Source organism: Micromonospora sp. CNZ309 (genome assembly GCF_002846525.1).
Genome location: NZ_PJNG01000001.1, coordinates 4,859,094 through 4,878,262 on the forward strand (window position 1 = coordinate 4,859,094; position 19,169 = coordinate 4,878,262).

Genomic DNA, 19,169 nt, shown 5'->3' on the forward strand with positions numbered 1-19,169 from the left:
TTCCTCCAGGTGTCCTCGGTTGATCTCGGTTGACGGAACTCAAGCGGCGGAGGCCCCCGCCGCTGCGGCAGGGTCACGGTCGGCGCGACCGGAGGCAGACCTGGCACGTGACCGGGACGGCGGGCGCGACCGGCGAGCAGGCCCGGCGCGTGACGCGGCCCGCAGCCGGGTCAGCGCAACGACCGGAAGAAGGCCCGGATGTCGCCGGTCAGCAGCTCCGGCTGTTCCATGGCGGCGAAGTGGCCGCCCCGGTCGAATTCGGTCCAGTGGCTGATCGTCGGGTAGTCCCGCTCGGCGAGCCGGCGGATCGGCTGGAAGATGTCGTGCGGGAAGACCGCCACCCCGACCGGCGCCTGTACCGGCGGCGGGGGCGCACCGGCCGCCGCCGCGCGCACCGCCGCGGCGCCCTCGTAGTAGAACTGGGCCGATGAGCCGGCCGTGGCCGTCAGCCAGTAGATGGAGGCGATGGTCAGCATGTGCTCCCGGTCCACGGCGTCCTCGGGTGCCTTCGCCGAGTCCGTCCATTCGCGGAACTTCTCCACGATCCACGCGAGCTGCCCGACGGGCGAGTCGGTGAGCGCGTACGCCAGGGTCTGCGGGCGGGTCTGCTGGACCCGCATGTAGCCGGAGAGTTCGGTGTCGAAGCGGCCCAACAGCGCCAGCCGGCGCGTGTCGGTCTCGTCGAGGTCGGCCAACTCGGCCGGGTCGGCGCCGGGAAACGTCATCAGCATGTTGAGGTGCGCCCCGATCAGCCGGTCCGGGAAGAGGGCACCGAGCGCCAGGGAGATCACCGAGCCGGCGTCGCCGCCCTGGGCGGCGAACCGCTCGTAGCCGAGCCGGGACATCAGTTCCCCCCAGGCGCGCGCGATGCGCGGCACGTCCCAGCCGGGCCCGGGCAGCGGCCGGGAGAAGCCGTAGCCGGGCAACGAGGGGATCACCAGGTGGAACGCGTCGCGGGGGTCGCCGCCGTGTGCCGCCGGGTCGGACAGCGGACCGATCACGTCCAGGAACTCCGCCACCGATCCCGGCCACCCGTGGGTGATCAGCAACGGCATCGCCTCCGGCTCCGGGGAGCGCACGTGCAGGAAGTGCACGGGCGCGCCGTCGAGATCGGTGCGGAACTGCGGATACCGGTTGAGCCGCGCCTCGGCGGCCCGCCAGTCGTACTCGGTGCGCCAGTATTCGGCCAGCTCCCGGAGGTAGCCGAGCGGGACGCCCCGCTCCCAGCCCACGCCAGGTAGTTCGTCGGGCCAGCGGGTGGCGGCGAGGCGGCGCCGCAGGTCGTCGAGGTCCGCCTCGGGAATGGCTACACGGAACGGCTGCATGGCTGCCCCATCTCTCGGGTCGCGGTCGAAGGTTGCCCCCGGCGCTCGCCGGCGGCGTGGTCGGGTCGCTCGGCCACCAGGTACCGGGCGATGGTGGCCAATTTCTCGCGGGTCTCGGTCAGCTCCCGCTCCGGCAGCGAGGTGCCGACGATGCCGGCGCCCACCTGCAACCAGGTCCGCCCGTCGCGCTGGTAGACCGTCCGCAGCGCCACCGCCGCGTCCATCGCGCCGTCAGAGTCGTAGGTGAGCACCGCGCCGCCGTACAGGCCGCGAGCCGACGGCTCCAACTCGTGGATGACCTCGTACGCGGCCCGCTTCGGCACACCGGAGGTGGTGACAGCGGGAAACAGCGCGCTGAACGCGTCCCAGGCGTGGCTGGTCGCCGCCAGCGGGCTGCGGACGGTGGAGGCGAGGTGCTGTACCGACCCGCGCTGGCGCACGGCCATGAACTCGGGGACCTCCACTGGTGCCCCGGGGCACAGCTCGGCGAGCTCGTCCACCGCCACCTTGACCGAGATCGCGTGCTCGTAGACCTCCTTGGGGTCGGTGAGCAGCTCCTGACGTAGCGGTTCGTCGATGTCCTCATGGCCGGTGCGCGCCCGGGTGCCGGCGACCGGCTGCGTGGTCACCCAGCCCCTGGCCACCTCGACCACGGTCTCGGGACTGAAACCGGTGGCCGCCAGGCCACCGAGGCGCAGCAGGTACGAGCGGGCGGGCGTGTTCGCCTGGCGGCCCAGCCGGTACGTCGCCGGCAGGTCGACCGGGAAGGCGACCGGCACGGTGCGGGACAGGATCACCTTCTGCAACCGGCCGGAGCGGATCGTGCGCATAGCCCGGTCCACCGCGTACAGGTAGCCCTCGGCGTCCCAGTCGTCCACCGGGGTCGGCTGGCCGGGCGGGCGCACCGGCGGGGCTTTCTCCAGATCGGCCTGGACCGCGTCCAGGTCGGCCACGTCGAGCGCCCGCAGCAGCGTGCCGTTGGCGTGGAAGCGCACCTCGACGCGGGGGATCATCAGGTGCAGGAACGGTTCGTCGTCGAGCAGTTCGACCAGCCCGTCCCGGGCCGCGGCGAGCTCGAACCCGGCCCAGCCGTAGCAGCGCCAGGCATCCACCGACACCTCGTCGAGCAGGGTGGGCAGCCCGCGCAGCGCCTCGGCGGAGAAGGGCGACGTCCGACGGCCCTCGTCGGTGCGCACGACCAGTCGACGCCGGTCGGCGATCACCTCGGCGACCGGGTCCACGGCGACCGCGTACCCCTCGGGCCCCTCGTAGCACACGTGGTCGCGGTCCTGCCGGACCGCGACCAGCAGCCCCGCCGCGGCCAGTGGATCGCCGACCGGCGCGATCGTCCGTTCGTGGTACTTCCGATGACCAGCCATCTACTCCTCCAGGAAGGTCCGGCCTGGCGGCACGGGCGACGCAGCGCCGATCCGGTGGGCGCAGTGCCGGTGAGTCGGGGGATCGGCCCGGGGTGACGTGGCCGACCGCCACCGCCGGCACACAGGACGGTGCGACGACCGGATCCGTCCGGAAATCCATTGCCTGGCAAGCGAATCGCGAAAGCCGGCAAGCAATCCGACGATATCGACGCGGCTTCGGCGAGGGCTTCTCCGAAGGTGCGCAGCGAACGGGCACACGGGGCACTTCAGGAGGTGAAGCACCCGGACGGGCGATGCCACGATCGGTCCATGGACCTGCCGGCGGGCGGGTCCGGCGCCGTGGCGGCGCGGACGCCCGCTCCAGCAGAAAGGTGAGCCATGGGCACGCACCCCGTGCCGGGCGGCGCTTCCGCGCCCGGCACCGACATTCCCTCGCTGGAGGAACAGATCACCGCCATCTGGCGGGAGGCGCTCGACGTGCCCTCGGGCGCGGAGCACGCCACCTTCTTCGAACTGGGCGGGCAGTCGATCACCGCGCTGCTGATCATCGCCTGGCTCGAGGACGAGCTGGGCATCACCTCCGTCGGGGTCGACCAACTCTTCGACGACCCGGACCTCGACACGTTCATCCGTCAGGTCGTCGTGACCCTCGAGCCCGCCGCCTGACGTCAGGGTGTGCCGCACCCGGAGAGGAAGAGACCGATGACGCCCGACACCCCGTTCCCGCTCTCGCTGGAGCAGGAGTTCCTCCGCCTGCAACACCTGAACGACGGCTCCGCCGGCGCCTTCGGCCCGCGTCCCATCTCCAGCGGCGGGTGGCGACTGACCGGTGACCTCGACCTGGCCACGTTCACCGCGGCCCTCGACGACGTGGTCGTCCGGCACGAGGCGCTACGCACGGTGCTGCTGCACGACGAGGACGGCTGGCGTCAGCAGGTCCGGCCGCCCAGCTCGCCGACGCTGGTGGTCCGGGACCTGCCCGACGACGGGAGGTCGCGGCAGGAGCGGGCCGAGGCGTTCCTCAACGAGATCGAGGGGCAGACCTTCGACATGGAGCAGGTGCCGGCCTTCTGGATCCACGTGGGCCGGCTGGCCGGCGACGACTGGATCGTCGTGCTGGTGGCCCACCTGCCGGTCGTGGACGTCTGGTCGCTCGGGCTGGTCATGCGGGACATCGTCGAGCTGTACGCGGCGCGCCGCGAGGGCCGGCAGCCCGACCTGCGCGAGGTGCACCAGTTCCGGGAGTACGTCGCCCGGCAGCAGGCCGGTTCCGACGAGGCGTCCGCCGCCGCCTCCTTCGAGTACTGGCGGGAGCGCCTGCGTGACGCCCGTCCGGTGACCCTGCCGACCGACCGGCCGCCGGCCGAGGGCGCCCCGGCGGGCACCCGGTGCGACCGGTTCGCGCTCAGCGCGGACCTCGGTACGGCGACCCTGGAGTTCGCCCGGTCCCTGCGGTGCTCGCCGTTCATGGTGCTGTTCGCCGCCTACCGGGTGCACCTGCTGGCCCGCACCGGGATCACCGACGGGGTGATCTGGACCCTCACCTCCGGGCCGGGGCGACGACGCCGGTGGATGGCCGACACGGTCGGCTACTTCGTCAACCTGTTCCCGCTGCGCACCGACCTGACCGGCTGCCGGACCTTCCGCGAGGTGGTCGAGCGGGTCCGGGAGAGCTGCATGTCGGCGTTCGCGCACGAGGTGCCCTTCGTCCGGCTGGCCACCGAGGTGGCCGCCGAAATCGCCGCGCTCGAGGAGGGCGACCGGATCGCCGAGCGGGCCCGCCCCGGCTTCCAGATGTCACCGAACCCGTTCGTGCTGCGCGAGCAGGGCGCCGGTGGCGTCGGCTGCACGGCCGCCCAGCGGCGCGTCTCCCAGCCCGTCGGCCCTGACATCCCCGACGACGCGATCCTGTGGACCGCCGAGCTGAGCCCGACCAACGAGCTGATCTTCGCGGTGAACAGCAGTGTCGACCGGTTCGGGCAGTCCTCGATGAACGCCATGCTGGCCGACTTCACCCACGTGCTGCGCTCCGGGGTCGCCGACCCCGAGACGCCGCTGGCGGACCTGGCCGCGGGAGCCGTGCCCGCCACCTCCGGCAACTGACCGGCCCACCGAAGGGACCCTCTGATGACCGCTGACCTTCCCGCCGGCATGCGCCTGGTCGAGGTGACCGAGGAACGGTACGGCGAATGGCTCGACAGCTGGCTCGGCGCGTTCGCCTCGCCGCCCGGTGACGACCCGGAGGTGGTGGACTTCTACCGGCGTACCCACCCGCCGCACCGCGCCATCGCCATCACCGACGACGCCGGTTACGTGGCGACGAACGCCTCGCTGCACCGTGACCTGGTACTGCCGGGCGGCCGGACGGTGCCGCTCGCCGCCTGCACCGGCGGTTCCTGCCACCCCACGATGCGACGCAAGGGGCTGATGAAGGCCACCCTGCACCGGCTGCACGAGCGGGCCGTCGAGGAGGGCAAGCCGATCGCCGCCGGGGGCGTGTCCGAGTGGCCCATCTACTGGCGCTTCGGCTACGGCCCGGCCACCTGGTACAACAGCCTCAACATCGACGTACGGGGGGTGGGCTGGCGCGACGACGCGCCGGACGGCGACCTGCCGGTGCGGCGGGTCTCCGGCAAGGAGGCCCGGGATCTGGCCCAGTCGGTGTACGAGCGGCAGGCGGTCCGGACGCCGGGCGAGGTGATCCCGCCGTCCTGCTACTGGGACCGGCTGGCGATGGACCCGGCGAACCCCCGCCTGGAGCAGATGCTGGCCATCGGCGGCGGCGGGGCGCCCCGGGCGTGCGTGGCGGTGGGTGACCGGGGCTTCGTGTCGTACCGCATCACCTCGGACTGGGCGCCGGAGACCACGCCCCGAAACATGCTCCAGGTCATCGACTTCCTCGCCGTGGACGCCGAGGCAGCCGCCACGCTCTGGCGCTACCTGCTCTCCGTCGACATGGTGGCCACCATCCAGATGTGGTACGCGCCGGTGGACAACCCGCTGGCGTGGTGGGTGACCGACGCGCGCAAGCTGCGCGCCCAGCGCCACGACGGCGTGTGGCTGCGTCCGCTGGACGTGCCGACGCTGCTCGAGGCGCGCGGATGGGCCGGCGACGGGGCGTTGACGCTGCGCGTGCACGACCCGGAGGGCCACACCGACGGGACGTTCCGCCTCGAGGTCGACGCCGGTCAGGGCACCTGCCGGCGCAGCACCGCCGAGCCGGACCTGGAGATGCACGTGGCGGCCGTCGGCGCGATCCTGCTCGGCGGCACCGCCGCCACCGACCTGACCCGGGGCGGGCGCATCGTCGCGCGCGATGCCCGCTGCGCCCAGCTCTGGGACACCATGGCCACGCCCGAACGGGCCCCCTACATCAGCTACTTCTACTGATCCCCACCCCCGCCGCGCCCGGCGACCGGCACCGCCGGCGCGCCGGGGCACGGCGCCGGCAAGCCGTCGACAGCACGAGGAGCGGGTAGCGATGAACGACACACGGGGCAGCGGCATCCGGGCGGTCACCTCCGCGGCCCAGCAGGGCCTGTGGTTCCTGGAGAGGTTGGCGGCGGGGACGCCGGCGCACACGGTGTGCCGCGCCTACCAGGTGCGTGGGCCGCTCGACGAGGAGGCCCTGTGCGCCGCGTGGCGGACGCTGGTCGACCGGCACGAGACGCTGCGGACCCGCATCGTCGAACGCGACGGCGTCCCGTGGCAGGCGATCGACGCCGGTGCCGACGCGCCGACGCTGGTCGATCTCACCACCGTCGACGAACCGGAACGGGCGGCGGCCGCGGAGCGGCTGCGTACCGGCCTGGCGGGGGCCGTGGTGGATCACGCCGACGGCCCGCTCAGCCGGCTCACCCTGGTCCGACTCGGGCCGGACGAGCACGAGGTGCTGCTGGTACTGCACCAGCTGGTGGCCGACGACAGCTCGGCCCGGATCCTGGTGACCGAGCTGGGCGAGTGCTACTCGGCGGCGGTGCAGGGGCGCGAGCCGGTCCTGCCGTTCCTGCCCCTGCAGTACCGCGACTTCGCGCGGTGGCAGCGGGAACAGGCGACCGGCCCGGCGTACCGAGGGCTGGCGCAGTGGTGGCGGGCCACGCTGACCCCGCCCCCGCCGGTGCTGCCGCTGCCCGCCGACCGGCCGCCCGCGGCCGACTCCGGGTACGCGGGTGCGGCGGTGTACTTCGACTGGGGTGAGGAGACCGCCGGCCGGCTGCGCGAGGTCTGCGCGGCCGAGGGCACCGTCCCGGCCGTGGTGCTGTCCGCGGCGTTCCAGGCGCTGCTGTTCCGGCACACCGGCGAGCAGCGGGTGGCGGTGGGACACCCGGTGGTGGTGCGGCCCCGCCCGGAGTTCGCCGGGACCGTGGGGCCGTTTTCGAACCCGCTGGTGGTCTGCGCCGACTTCGCCGGCTCCCCCACCTTCCGGCACCTGCTGGCCCGGGTGGCCCAGGCCCACCGGGCCGCGCTCGACCACGGGGAGCTGCCCTTCGCCGACGTCGTCGCCGAGGTGGAGGTCGACCGGGACCCGCAGCGGCTGCCGTTGCTCGACGCGATGTTCAGCTGTCCCGGGTCACCCGAGCCGGAACCCGCGTTCACCGGCACGACCGCGCGCCGGTTGCCGGTGCGCGCCGGCGCGGTCCCGGTGGGCCTGTCGCTGGAGGTCGACACCGTGGAGCCGACCGTGACGGGCGCGCTGGCGTACCGGGCGGAGCTGTTCGAGGCCGACTCGGCGCGCGCGCTGCTCGGTCAGCTCCGTACCCTGCTCGATGCCGCGCTGAAGGACCCGGGCCAGCCGGTGGCGGCGCTGCCGCTGGAGATGCCGGAGCAGCTCCGCGCGGCGGTCCGGGCCGCCGACCGGGTCGGGGCGGCCACCGTCAGCCGGCCCCCCGTCGACGCGGCGGTGCGCGGCCGGGCCGAGCTGCACCCGGGCGACACCGCCCTGGCCTGGCAGTCGGAGGCCGTCTCCTACGGGGAGCTGGCCGCACTGGCCAGCTCCACCGCCCGGGGACTGCGACGGCTGGGTCCGATGGCGGGCGCACCGGTCGCGGTGCGGATGCCGGCAGGGCCGCGCCAGGTGGCTGTGCTGCTGGGCGTCCTGGAGGCGGGGGCGCACCTGGTCTGCATCGGCGCCGGGGAGGCCGGCGAACGGGGTCGGCTGATCCTGGGCGAGCTGCGCCCGGCCTGCCTGCTGGTGGAGGGCGACCCGGACGACGACGAGCTGGCCCGCTGGTACCGCACGGAACTCGACGGGCAGGCCGTCGCGGTGGACGAGCTGCACCGCGCCGCCGGGCAGGAGGCCGACCCGGCCCTTCCCCGACCCGACGGGGCCGGCCTGGCGTACGTCGCGTACACCTCGGGGTCGACCGGGCGGCCCAAGGGCATCCCGCAGACCCACGCCGGCTTCGCGCAGTTCTGTGAGTGGATGGCGACGCACTTCGCGATGGGCCCGGGCAGCCGGGTGGCCCAGTGGGCGGCGCCCGGCTACGACGCGGCGCTCTGCGAGATCTTCGCGGCGCTGGGCGCCGGCGCGACCCTCTGCCTGGTGCCGGACCGGGTGCGGGTGGACCCGCGCCGGCTGGTGCGCTGGCTGGCCGACGAGCGCATCACACACTTCCAGACCGTGCCGAGCTTCGCCCGGGAGGTCCTGCGGGCCCTGGGGTCGCAGGGTCGCGGCGACGCGCTGCCCGAGCTGCGGCACCTGCTGCTCGCCGGCGAGCCGCTCCCCGGCGAGTTGGCCGGGCAGCTGCGGGAGGCGCTGCCGTCGGCCCGGCTGACCAACCTGTACGGCCCGACCGAGATCGTGCTGGCGACCTGGCACGAGGTGACCGGGCCGGTGCGCGGCACGGTGCCCGTCGGCGAGCCGATCCCCGGCCGACAGGTGCTCGTGGTCGACGACCAGGACCGGCCCTGTCCGGCGGGGGTGACCGGCGAGCTGGTCGTCCGCAGCCCCTACGTCACTCCCGGCTACGTGGGCACGGAGGCGTCGGGCGACGCCTTCGCGCCGCTGCGCGCGTACGAGGAGTTCGGGCTGCCGGACCACGGCTGGTACCGCACCGGGGACCTCGGCCGCCGGCGGCTGGACGGGCTGCTGGAGTTCCGCGGCCGGCAGGACTTCCAGATCAAGTTCTTCGGCACCCGGCTTGAGCTGACCGACGTGGAGGCGGCGCTGGCCGCCGCCGACTCGGTCGCCGAGTGCGCGGTCGTGCCGGTGCGTGACCACAGCGGCCTGGTCGTACGCCTGATGGCGTACGTGGTGGCCCGGGAGACGCCGGACGGCTCGGGTGGGACCGACCCGACCGTCGCGTGGCGGGCCCGGCTGCGCCAGCGGTTCGGCAGCCTGATGCCGCCGGTGAGCTTCCGCACCCTGCCGACGCTGCCGCGCAACGTGGGCGGGAAGGTCGACCGGCGGCGACTGCCGGCACCGACGTCGTTGCGCGCGACCGGCGACCGGCAGGCCACCACCGCGACCGAGCGGATCCTGGCGCGCGTGTGGGCGGAGGTCCTCGGCATCGACGAGGTCGCGCCGGAGGACTCGCTGTTCGCCCTCGGCGGTCACTCGCTGCTGATCCCGCCGCTGCTGCACCGCGTCCGGGAACGGACCGGCGTCACCGTGCCGGCCCGCCACTTCCTCGCCGACCCGACCCTGGCCGGGCTCGCCGCCCTGGTGGACGCGGCGACGCGGGCCGACGACGGCGCCCGGGCGCAGAGGGAGGTGAGCGGCACCGCCTGAACGCCCCCGCAGGGGCCGACCGCTGCTTTTCCCGAACCGCCCAGCCCGACGACATGTGAGGTGGACAAACGTGACTCTTGTGGAGACGACGCCCGTCGAACTCGACGGCCAGAACGTGGACATCGGCGGCATCCGGCGGATCGCCGAGGAGCAGGCGCCGTGCGTCATCGCCCCGACGGCCCTGGAGAAGGCCGCGGCGAGCCGAGCGATGTTCCAGGACATCGTCGAGCAGGGAATTCCCGTGTACGGCATCACCACCGGGTACGGCGACCTGGCGTACATGATGGTGGACAACGCCGTGGAGATCGAGCTTCAGCTCAACCTGGTGCGCAGTCACTGCGCCGGAGTCGGCCCGCTCTTCGCCGAGGACGAGGCGCGGGCGATGGTCGCGGCCCGGCTCAACGCGTTGGCCCGGGGCTACTCGGCGGTCCGGCCCGAGCTGCTGGAGCGCCTGGCCCTGCTGCTCAACCAGGGCATCACCCCGGCCATCCCCGAGATTGGTTCGCTGGGCGCCAGCGGCGACCTCGCCCCGCTGTCGCACATCGCGGCCGTGATCATCGGTGAGGGTTACGTGCTGCGCGACGGCCGTCCCACCCCTACCGGTCCGGTCCTGCGCCAGCTCGGTGTGGAGCCGTTGCAGCTCCGCTTCAAGGAGGGGCTGTCGCTGATCAACGGCACCTCCGCGATGACCGGCCTCGGCGCCCTGCTCACCGGCCGGGCGCTCGCCCAGGTCCGCCAGGCCGAGATCGTGACGGCGCTGGCGCTGGAGGCGTTGCAGGGCTCGACCGGCGCCTTCATGGCCGAAGGGCACGAGCTGGCCCGGCCGCACCGGGGCCAGGTCGACAACGCCGCCAACATGCGTACCCTGCTGGCCGGCAGCGGGCTGGCACTGGAGCACCGCGAGATCCGCCGCCAGGTCGAGGAGCAGAAGCAGGCGGGTGTCACCGTCCAGCGCGGGGAGATCTACCTGCAGAAGCCGTACACGCTGCGGGCGATCCCACAGGTCGTCGGCGCGGTACGCGACACCGTCTACCACGCCACCAGTGTGGTGACGACCGAGTTGAACTCCTCCAACGACAACCCGCTCTTCTTCGAGGGCCGGGAGGTCTTCCACGGCGCGAACTTCCACGGTCAGCCGGTGGCGTTCGCGATGGACTTCCTCACCATCGCCCTGACCCAGCTCGGCGTGACCAGCGAGCGGCGCACCAACCGCCTGCTCAACCGGCACCTCAACGGCGGCCTGCCGGAATATCTGGTGGCCGGCGAGCCGGGCCTGAACAGCGGCTTCACCGGCGCCCAGTACCCGGCGACGGCGCTGGTGGCGGAGAACCGGACGATCGGCCCGGCGAGCACCCAGAGCATCCCGTCCAACAGCGACAACCAGGACGTGGTGAGCATGGGCCTGATCTCCGCCCGCAACGCACGCCGGGTGCTGCGCAACAACGACCTCATCCTGGCCGTGGAGTATCTCTCCGCCGCCCAGGCGGTGGACCTGCGGGGCGTCGTGGACCGGCTCGGGCCGGCCGGGCGGGCCACCTACGACCGGATCCGGTCCATGGTGCCCACCCTGGACAGCGACCGCTACATGAGCGACGACATCGAGACGGTCGCGGCCGCGCTGGCCCGGGGCGAGTTCGTCGACGCCCTGCCCGACGGCGGCGAGGGGCTGCGGTGACCGGCCCCGGCCGCGGCGGGAGGAGAGTGCGATGACGGACACCCGGATCGTCGGGCGCGCGGACTGGCTCGCGGCGCGGCGGGCCTTCCTGGAGCGGGAGAAGGAGGTGACCCGGGCGCGGGACGCGCTCAGCGCACAGCGGCGCGCGCTGCCGATGATGGTGGTGGACAAGGAGTACGTCTTCGAGGGCCCGGACGGCGAACGGACGCTGCCGGAGCTTTTCGACGGCCGGCGTCAGCTGCTCACCTACCACTTCATGTGGCCGCTGGAGGGGCACGACTGGTGCCCGGTTTGCTCGCTGTTCATCGACAACATCGGGCACCTGGCGCACCTGCACGCCCGCGACACGTCGCTGGTCATCGTCTGCGCCGCGCCGCAGTCGGACATCGTGCCGTTCAAGCGCCGGATGGGGTGGGACATCCCCTGGTACACCACCCGGGGCGACGACTTCTACCAGGATTTCACCCTGGACGTCGGCTCGGGCGAGCCCGAGCTGCCCGGAATCAGCGCGTTCCTGCGCGCCGACGACGGCGGGGTGCTCTACGCGTACTCCACGCACGGGCGCGGCAGCGACGTCCTGAACAACACCTACAACTACCTCGACCTGACCCCGCTGGGACGGCAGGAGGAGGGCATGGCGGACACCATGGGGTGGATCCGCCACCACGACAGCTACGGCGACGCGACAGCGGGCTCCTGCCACGACTGACCGGCGCAGCACCCACGGCCATGCCGGCCCGCCCGGCATGGCCGTGGCGTGTGCCCTTGACCCGCGCCGTCCACTGTTGGCAGTCTGCTACGGCCGGTTCACGCTGTGTGGGCCGGGCCAGCAACCCAGAGGAGACCGGATCTGATGGATCCCGAGACCTTCCGTACGCGAACCACCCGGCACCCCGGCCCCGACGGGAAGCCGCTGCTGCGCTTCACGCACGACTATCCGGATCCGCCGGAGCGCGTCTGGCGGGCGATCACCGACAGCGGGGAACACTCCTCGTGGTTCGGCTTCCGGGTGGACGTCGAGCCGGTCGAGGGCGGGAAGGTCACGGTGACGTTCTCCCCGGACATGGTGGTGCGGGCCCGGGTCGTCGAGGTCGACGAGCCGCGCCGGTTCGTGTACGCGGGCGAGGGCGACGCCTACCGCTGGCTGCTCAGCCCGCAGGGGGACGGCTGCCGGTTGGTGCTGGAGAACGAGGTCGGCGACCCGGGCCACCTGCCGCAGAGCGCTGCCGGCTTCCACCTGGCCCTGGACAAGATGGGCGAGTTGCTCGACCGGGAGGCCGGGCGGCCGGCACCGCACGGCGGGCAGCCTTCCTTCGACGACCTGGTGAAGTACTACTCGGAGTTGCCCGAGCAGCCGAACTGACCAGCCGGCCGCGGCAGGCGTCCCGGTGGCGCCCGCCGCGGTCGCGCTCCTTCTCCCCGCCTCCATCGGCACGCTCGGAGATGCCCTCCCGGCTGCGCCGCCGGCATATTCGGGAGGAGTCCCACCAGCTTGCGGCCCCGACGCCCGGCCTCGTGCTCCGGGCCACCCCGCCGCGACGCACCCGCCCGTACGGGCGCGGCCGTGGGACGGCCAGCCGGTGTGAGGAGGCCACAGTGACAGGTGTAGCGGGCGACCCCGAGCCGAGTCGGACGGGCCTGGTGCCCTGGCCGCCGGAGGCGGTGGCCCGGTACGTCGCCGCGGGCTACTGGGAAGGACGGCCGCTGGGGGCACAAGTCCTCGCGGTGGCCGACACGCGGCCCCACGTCGAGGCGCTGGTCAGCGGCGACGTGCGAATGACCTACCGGGAGCTGACGCAGCGGGCCGACGGCGCGGCGCTGCGGCTGCACGCGTTGGGCCTGCGCCGCGACGACCGGATCGTGATGCAGCTCGACAACCGGTGGGAGTTCGTCGTCCTGACCCTCGCCTGCCTGCGGCTGGGCGTACTGCCGGTCATGGCGCTGCCGGCGCACCGCCACCACGAGATCTCCCACCTCGTGCGGCACGCCGAGGCCCGGGCGGTGGTGGTGCCCGCCGAGACGGACCACTTCGACCACCAGGAGATGGCGCGGCGCATCGCCGAGGCTCAGCCGGGCCTCAGACACGTGCTCGCCGCCGGCCCCCGGCCCGCGCCCGGCTCGGTGGACGTCCGGGCGCTGTGCCGGCCGGCGGACGACCCGGCGGCGGCGCGCCGGCAGTTGGACGCCGCCGCGCCGGCCGGGCGGGACGTCGCCCTCTTCCTGCTCTCGGGCGGCACCACCGGCCTGCCCAAGCTGATCGCCCGCACGCACGACGACTACGCGTACAACGCCCGGCGCAGCGGCGAGGTCTCCGGCTTCGGCCCGTCGACGGTGTACCTGGCGGCGCTACCGCTCGCCCACAACTTCCCGCTGGGCTGTCCCGGCGTCCTCGGCACCCTGCTGGTGGGGGGCCGGGTGGTCATCGCCCCGTCGCCCGCGCCGAAGAAGGTCTTCGACCTGATCGAGCGGGAGCAGGTGACCGTCACCGCCGCGGTACCCACCATCGTGCAGAGCTGGCTCGCCTTCCAGGAGGCCGGTCCCGGATACGACCTGAGCACGCTGCGGCTGCTCCAGGTGGGCGGCGCCCGGCTGGCCGACGAGGTGGCCTGGCGGGTCCAGCCCACCCTCGGCTGCCGTCTCCAGCAGGTCTTCGGCATGGCCGAGGGGCTGCTCAACTACACGCGGTTGGACGACCCCGACGAGGTGGTCTGCCACACCCAGGGCCGCCCGATCTGCCCGGACGACGAGATCCTGGTGGTCGACGACGAGGGCGAGCCGGTGCCGGACGGCACCCCGGGACTGCTGTTGACCCGTGGGCCGTACACCCCCCGCGGCTACTACCGTGCCGAGGAGCAGAACCGGCTCGCGTTCACCGCGGACGGCTGGTACCGGACCGGCGACGTGGTGCGTCGCCGCCCCGACGGCAACCTGGTGGTGGAGGGGCGCGACAAGGACATGATCAACCGGGCCGGGGAGAAGGTATCCGCGGAGGAGGTGGAGAACTTCGCCTACCAGGTCCCGGGGGTGCACCTGGCCGCCGCCGTGGCGATGCCCGACCCCGAGTTCGGCGAGCGGGTCTGCCTCTACGTGGTGGTCCGGGCCGGCGCGTCGGTGCGGTTGGCCGACGTGCGGGCGGTGATGGAGCGGGCCGGGGTGGCCCGGTTCAAGCTACCGGAGCGCATGGTCGAGGTTGCCGCGCTGCCGCGCACCAACGTCGGGAAGGTCGACAAGAAGGCGTTGCGGGCCGACATCCGGCGGCGGCTGGCCGCCGAGGCGCCCGACGAGCTGCCCGGCTGAGCGTCGGTGAGCACGCGGAGCGGGCCGGCCGCATCGCGACCGGCCCGCTCGGCGTACGCGCCCCGGCGGCTCAGCCGGCCAGCGGCTCGATGGACAAGGCGTGCCGGAAGACGTCGTTCGGGTCGTACCTGGCCTTGATGCGCTGTAGGCGGGGATAGCTCTGCTTGTAGTAGAGGGTGCTCCACGGCACGCCGGACCGGTTCCAGGCCGGGTCCCGGCTGTCGATGTCCGGATAGTTGATGTAGCAGCCGTCGTAGCGGTCGTTGGACACCGGCATCCCGCCGGTGTCGGCGAAGACCCGCTGGTAGAAGCGGCGCACCCAGTCCACCGACTCCTCGTCGTCCGCGGCGTCCGGCCAGGAGGCCGAGAACCAGAGCTTCAGGATGGAGTCGCGCTGCGGAACCGCGGTGGCGTTCGGCCCCACCGCGTTGACCTGGCCCCCGTATCCGGCGAAGTAGACCAGGCACTGCCCCTTGTAGGCCGGATCCCGCAGGCCCCGGTACAGCTCCACGATCTGCCGCTCGGCCAGCGGTTTGCGCAGGTAGCCGCCCTTGGACTTGGTGCGCGGCGGGATGGTCTGCGGGTACTCCAGCGTCGCGTTGGCCAGCCACAGGTCGTCCGTCGTGTTGACCTGCGGGGTGACGCCGACTCCCGCCGACACGGCGGCGACGTACTCGTCGAGCGCCTTCCGCGCGTCGGGCATGGTGGCGTCCGTGCGGATCTCCAGGAAGATGAACTGTTCCTTCTCGGTGTTCAGGTGCAGCGCGCTGTGCAGCCCCTCGTACGGGTCGCCCGGGGCGCTGTGGGCGGCGTGCCACGCGTTGTGGTTCTTCACCAGCCGGACGAAGCCCTCCTGGGTCAGCCCGTCCCACGGGTAGGAGACCCAGGTCATGAGGAGGGTCGGCGGTGGCGTCGGCAGCAGCTTGCCCGGGTCGTCGCCGGTGACGCCGGGCGTACGGAACAGGTATTTGGTGACGATCCCGAAGTTGCCCCCGCCACCGCCGGTGTGCGCCCACCACAGCTCGCGGTGCGGGTCGTCCGGACGGGAGGTGGCCACGATGGTCCGGGCCCGGCCGGACCGGTCGACCACGACCACCTCCACCCCGTAGAGGTGGTCGACGGAGAGCCCGAACTTGCGCGACAGCGGCCCGTACCCGCCGCCGGCGATGTGGCCGCCGACGCCCACCGGCGGGCAGACGCCGGCCGGCACGGTGACCTTCCAGCCGAGGTAGAGCTGCTCGTACATCTGGCCGAGGGTGGCGCCGCACTCCACGACGAACGCCCGGTGCCGCCGGTCGTACCAGGTCTGGTTCATGGCCGACACGTCGACCAGCACCTGGAACGCGGGGTCACCGACCAGGTTGTCCAGGCAGTGGCCGCCGCTGCGGACGGTGATGCGCTGGCCCCGGCCGACCGCCTGCTCGACCGCCGCGCGGACCTGCTCGGCGGTGTAGGTCAGGTGGACCGTCTCCGGGGACGAGATGAACCGGGGGTTGAACGAGCGCAGCATGAGCTGCGCGTACCTCGGGTCGTCGCGGTGGATGACGACCCGCGGGTCGACCGCGGTGCCCGGGGCGCCGGCGGCCTGGGCGGGCGTGGCGCCCAGGCCGGCGAGGCCGACGGTGGCACCGGATATCGCGGCAGTCGAGCCGATGAGCTGCCGACGTGACATGACCATGGGTGCACCTGCCATCTGCGGAGGTTCAGCCGATTCAAGGGCGACGATCGCTATTCGTGCCCATGGTTCTCGACAGCAGACGGGCGTGCATCTTTTCGATTGCCGTATTGCCTATTTCCGATTTCTTTTAGATGGGAATCTCGTGTCCTCAGTCGCCGGCGACAGCCCGTTCGGTCGGTCGGACCGGGACCGGCGCCACGCCCCGCGACTGGGTGAGGACCCGCCACACCATGCCCGGACGCATCAGGTGCGTCGGCGGGTCGACCAGGCCGGCCACCCGCATGAAGGTACGCGTCACCGCGCCGTCGCGGACCGCGGCGGCCTGGAGACGGGCCATGTACGCGTTGGCCATCCGGACCTTCGGTGGGCGGGGCCCGACCACCCCCGGGAAGCTCAGGTCCCCACCGGCGGAGATGTCCCAGGGCACGTCGACCACCCGGGCGGCGTCCCGGAAGAAGGCAGCCGGACGGGGCACCGGGCCGGCCCGTAGGTGCTCGCGCAGCGTCAGCGCCTCCAGCGCCGCCACCGTCATGCCCTGGCCGTACACCGGGTTGAAGCTGCACAGCGCGTCGCCGAGGACCAGGAGGCCGGCCGGGAAACGGTCGAGACGCTCGTAGTGCCGGCGCACGCTGGCCGGGTAACGGAACGAGACCGGGTCGTCCAGCGGTTCGGCGTCGCGGATGACCTCGAAGATGTCCGGCACCGGGAGGGACCGGACGAAGTCCAGGAAGCCCCGCTCGTCCGCCGGCGGGTGGTCGCCCAGCACGCCGGTCAGCGACAGCACGCTCCGGCCGTCCTGGATCCGGGAGAAGAACGCCCCGCGAGGGTGCGAGGGGGTGGAGACCGGGTTGATCGAGAGGTCGCCGTGCAGGATACTCTCGTCGCGCAGCCGGTAGTGCCGGGTGGTGTACGCCAGGTCGATCGGGATGCGGGTCTCCGCCGGCCGCTGGTAGCCCAGTTCGGCCAGCCAGACCGGCGTACGGGAACCCCGCCCGGTGGCGTCCACCACCAGATCGGCGTGGATCACCTCGTCGGTGGCGGCATCGCGCGGGCGCACCCGGACGCCGGTGACCCGGTCGCGGTCCTCGGTGGCGACCGGACCGACGATGTCGCAGCCGCCGCGCAGCCGGACCCCGGGCAGCGCGGCGACCGCGTCGCGCACCTGGGCCTCCAGCAGGGGCCGGGACGCCGAGACGCAGATCAGTCCGGTGCTCGCCCGGCGCAGCGGCCTGCCGTTGAAGAACCAGCGCAACTCGCCCAGGTCACCGGTGGGTACGCCGGCGGCGACCGCCCGGCCGGTGAAACCCGGGAACAGTGTCTCCAGGATCTGTTGGCCCCGGGCGAGCAGGCCGTGCACGTGCCGACCCTGCGGCACGCCCCGGCGGGCGTCGCTCCCGGTCAACTCGTCCCGGTCGACGACGACCACCTCGTCGTACGCGTCGGCGAGCACCCGGGCGGCGAGCAGGCCCGCCATGCTCCCGCCCAGCACGACCGCCCGTGATCCCGGATTTACCGTCACGACTGCCTCCTCGGTGTCTCCCGCCGACGGGCCGGTGGTACGGCACGGCCGGACCGCCCTCTGACCACCCGACGGTGGCACCCGCCGGACCGGCCACGCACCTTCCGGATTGCGCGCGCGCCGCCTGGCCCGCCGGTACCCCGCACCAGCACCGGACTGCGCATTCTCGGAGGTCTCCTCGCGTCCGGCGAGCGGCCATCCTGGACGGACGGACACGGGGGAGGGGTCGTCGGAGGGAGACGGTATGAGACCGCCGGGCCTGCTACGGCGCTGGCCGCCGACCGCCTGGCCGGCGCCGGAGGTCAGCCGGAGCGTCGAGGGCGACGGGCTCGACGGCTGGCGGGGCCGGCCCGGGGCCCAGCGACCACCCTGGCCCGACGAGGCGGAGCTGGCCGACGTGATGCGGCTCCTCGGCACCCTGCCGCCACTCGTCACGCCGGCCGAGGTCGACGAGCTGCGCGACCGGCTGGCCGTCGCCGCCGAGGGGCACGCGTTCCTGCTTCAGGGCGGCGACCCGGTGGAGTCCTTCGCCGACAACACCGAGGCGCGGCTGGTCGCCAACGCCGCGACCCTCGCCCAGATGGCCCTGGTCCTGGCGTACGGCGGCTCGATGCCGGTGGTCAGTGTCGCTCGGGCCGCCGGCGGGTACGCCCGCCCGGCGGCCACGCCGACGGACCACACCGGACTGCCGAGCTGGTGGGGCGACCTGGTCAACGGCCCCACGCCGGTGCGGGAAGCCCGTGTCCCCGACCCACGCCGGCTCATCCTGGCGTACGCCAACGCGGCCGGCGCCATGAACGTGCTGCGCGCCCACGTCACCGGCGACCTGGCCGACCTCCAGTCGGTGCACCGCTGGCAGCAGGGCCTGCTGGACGGCGCCGATCCGGCCACGCCGCACCTCGACGCCGCCCGGCAGATCGGCCGCGCCATGGCGTTCCTGCGGGCGTCCGGGGTGCCGGACACCGCGGCGCGCCCGCACGCCCGCCTCTACAGCTCGCACGACGCCCTGGTGCTGGAGTACGAGCGCCCGCTGATCCGGGCCGCCCGGGACGGCAGGTACGGTCTCTCCGGTCACCTGCTGGGCCTCGGCGAGCAGGTCCGCCGCCTCGACGGCGCGCACGTGGACCTCGTCGCCCGGATCGCCAACCCGGTGACGGTGACCCTGGGGCCGGACACCCTGCCCGAGTCGGCCGTCGAACTCTGCGAACGGCTCAACCCGGACAACGTCGCCGGCCGGCTCACCCTGACCTGCCGGCTCGGCTCCGGCCGGGTCGAGGAGAGCCTCCCCCCGATCGTGGAGAAGATGACCGCTGCCGGGCACCGGGTGCTCTGGCAGTGCGACCCGATGGTCGCCCCCGGAACACCGTTCAGCCGCGTCCTCGACAACGTGCGCGGCTACTTCGCGGTGCACCGGGCCCTGGGCACCCACCCGGGTGGGCTCCGCGTGGCGCTCGACGGCGATCGGCCGGGCTCGGCAGCCGGCGGCCGGGGACTCGGCCGGGACCGAGCGCTCGACCTCGCGTACCAGGTCGCGGAGCTGCTGGCCGGCTGAGCCAGGTCGGCAGC

Annotated in this window: 13 protein-coding genes; 9 read left to right on the plus strand and 4 right to left on the minus strand. The window is 73.4% G+C overall.

Annotated features, from left to right (window positions below; all coding sequences use genetic code 11):
* Positions 1-170: 170 nt before the first annotated feature.
* A complete protein-coding gene (locus tag CLT72_RS20445; RefSeq protein ID WP_101413162.1) occupies positions 171-1,325 on the minus strand; it encodes an epoxide hydrolase family protein in 1,155 nt (384 codons plus the stop codon).
* A complete protein-coding gene (locus CLT72_RS20450; RefSeq protein WP_101413163.1) occupies positions 1,307-2,704 on the minus strand; it encodes a salicylate synthase in 1,398 nt (465 codons plus the stop codon). Before CLT72_RS20450 ends, CLT72_RS20445 begins: the two co-directional genes overlap by 19 nt.
* 378 nt (positions 2,705-3,082) lie before the next feature.
* Between CLT72_RS20450 and CLT72_RS20455 the strand changes: the two genes are divergently transcribed.
* The 8 genes from CLT72_RS20455 to CLT72_RS20490 all read left to right on the plus strand — a co-directional run bounded on the left by CLT72_RS20455 (position 3,083) and on the right by CLT72_RS20490 (position 14,406).
* The gene (locus tag CLT72_RS20455; protein ID WP_101413164.1) at positions 3,083-3,370 is read left to right on the plus strand and encodes a phosphopantetheine-binding protein; all 288 of its coding nucleotides are present in this window, start codon (positions 3,083-3,085) and stop codon (positions 3,368-3,370) included.
* Positions 3,371-3,406: 36 nt separating this feature from the next.
* A complete protein-coding gene (locus CLT72_RS20460; protein WP_101413165.1) occupies positions 3,407-4,807 on the plus strand; it encodes a condensation domain-containing protein in 1,401 nt (466 codons plus the stop codon).
* Between the two features lie 24 nt (positions 4,808-4,831).
* Positions 4,832-6,094: a GNAT family N-acetyltransferase gene (locus CLT72_RS20465; RefSeq protein WP_101413166.1), complete on the plus strand. Its 1,263-nt coding sequence runs from the start codon at positions 4,832-4,834 to the stop codon at positions 6,092-6,094.
* Positions 6,095-6,185: 91 nt separating this feature from the next.
* Positions 6,186-9,434 (plus strand): non-ribosomal peptide synthetase, encoded by a 3,249-nt coding sequence (locus CLT72_RS20470; RefSeq protein ID WP_101413167.1) that lies wholly within the window; start codon positions 6,186-6,188, stop codon positions 9,432-9,434.
* Positions 9,435-9,504: 70 nt separating this feature from the next.
* Complete coding sequence (gene cmdF, locus CLT72_RS20475) at positions 9,505-11,109, plus strand: tyrosine 2,3-aminomutase (RefSeq protein ID WP_101413168.1); 1,605 nt, start codon at positions 9,505-9,507, stop codon at positions 11,107-11,109.
* Between the two features lie 31 nt (positions 11,110-11,140).
* A complete protein-coding gene (locus tag CLT72_RS20480) occupies positions 11,141-11,818 on the plus strand; it encodes a DUF899 domain-containing protein (protein ID WP_101413169.1) in 678 nt (225 codons plus the stop codon).
* A 144-nt stretch (positions 11,819-11,962) separates the two neighbouring features.
* A complete protein-coding gene (locus tag CLT72_RS20485) occupies positions 11,963-12,472 on the plus strand; it encodes an SRPBCC domain-containing protein (protein WP_101413170.1) in 510 nt (169 codons plus the stop codon).
* A gap of 233 nt (positions 12,473-12,705) precedes the next feature.
* Positions 12,706-14,406, plus strand: coding sequence for a (2,3-dihydroxybenzoyl)adenylate synthase (locus CLT72_RS20490; protein ID WP_486484287.1), 1,701 nt, complete (start codon positions 12,706-12,708; stop codon positions 14,404-14,406).
* A 70-nt stretch (positions 14,407-14,476) separates the two neighbouring features.
* On the opposite strand, the gene CLT72_RS20495 is transcribed toward CLT72_RS20490, so the two are convergent.
* Positions 14,477-16,084 carry an FAD-binding oxidoreductase gene (locus tag CLT72_RS20495; RefSeq protein WP_199184612.1) on the minus strand — a complete coding sequence of 536 codons (1,608 nt, stop codon included), beginning with the start codon at positions 16,082-16,084 and terminating at the stop codon, positions 14,477-14,479.
* 148 nt (positions 16,085-16,232) lie between these two features.
* Positions 16,233-17,558, minus strand: coding sequence for an FAD-dependent oxidoreductase (locus CLT72_RS20500; RefSeq protein WP_101413173.1), 1,326 nt, complete (start codon positions 17,556-17,558; stop codon positions 16,233-16,235).
* 289 nt (positions 17,559-17,847) lie between these two features.
* On the opposite strand from CLT72_RS20500, the gene CLT72_RS20505 reads away from it, so the two are divergent.
* Complete coding sequence (locus tag CLT72_RS20505; RefSeq protein ID WP_101413174.1) at positions 17,848-19,155, plus strand: 3-deoxy-7-phosphoheptulonate synthase; 1,308 nt, start codon at positions 17,848-17,850, stop codon at positions 19,153-19,155.
* Positions 19,156-19,169 lie beyond the last annotated feature (14 nt).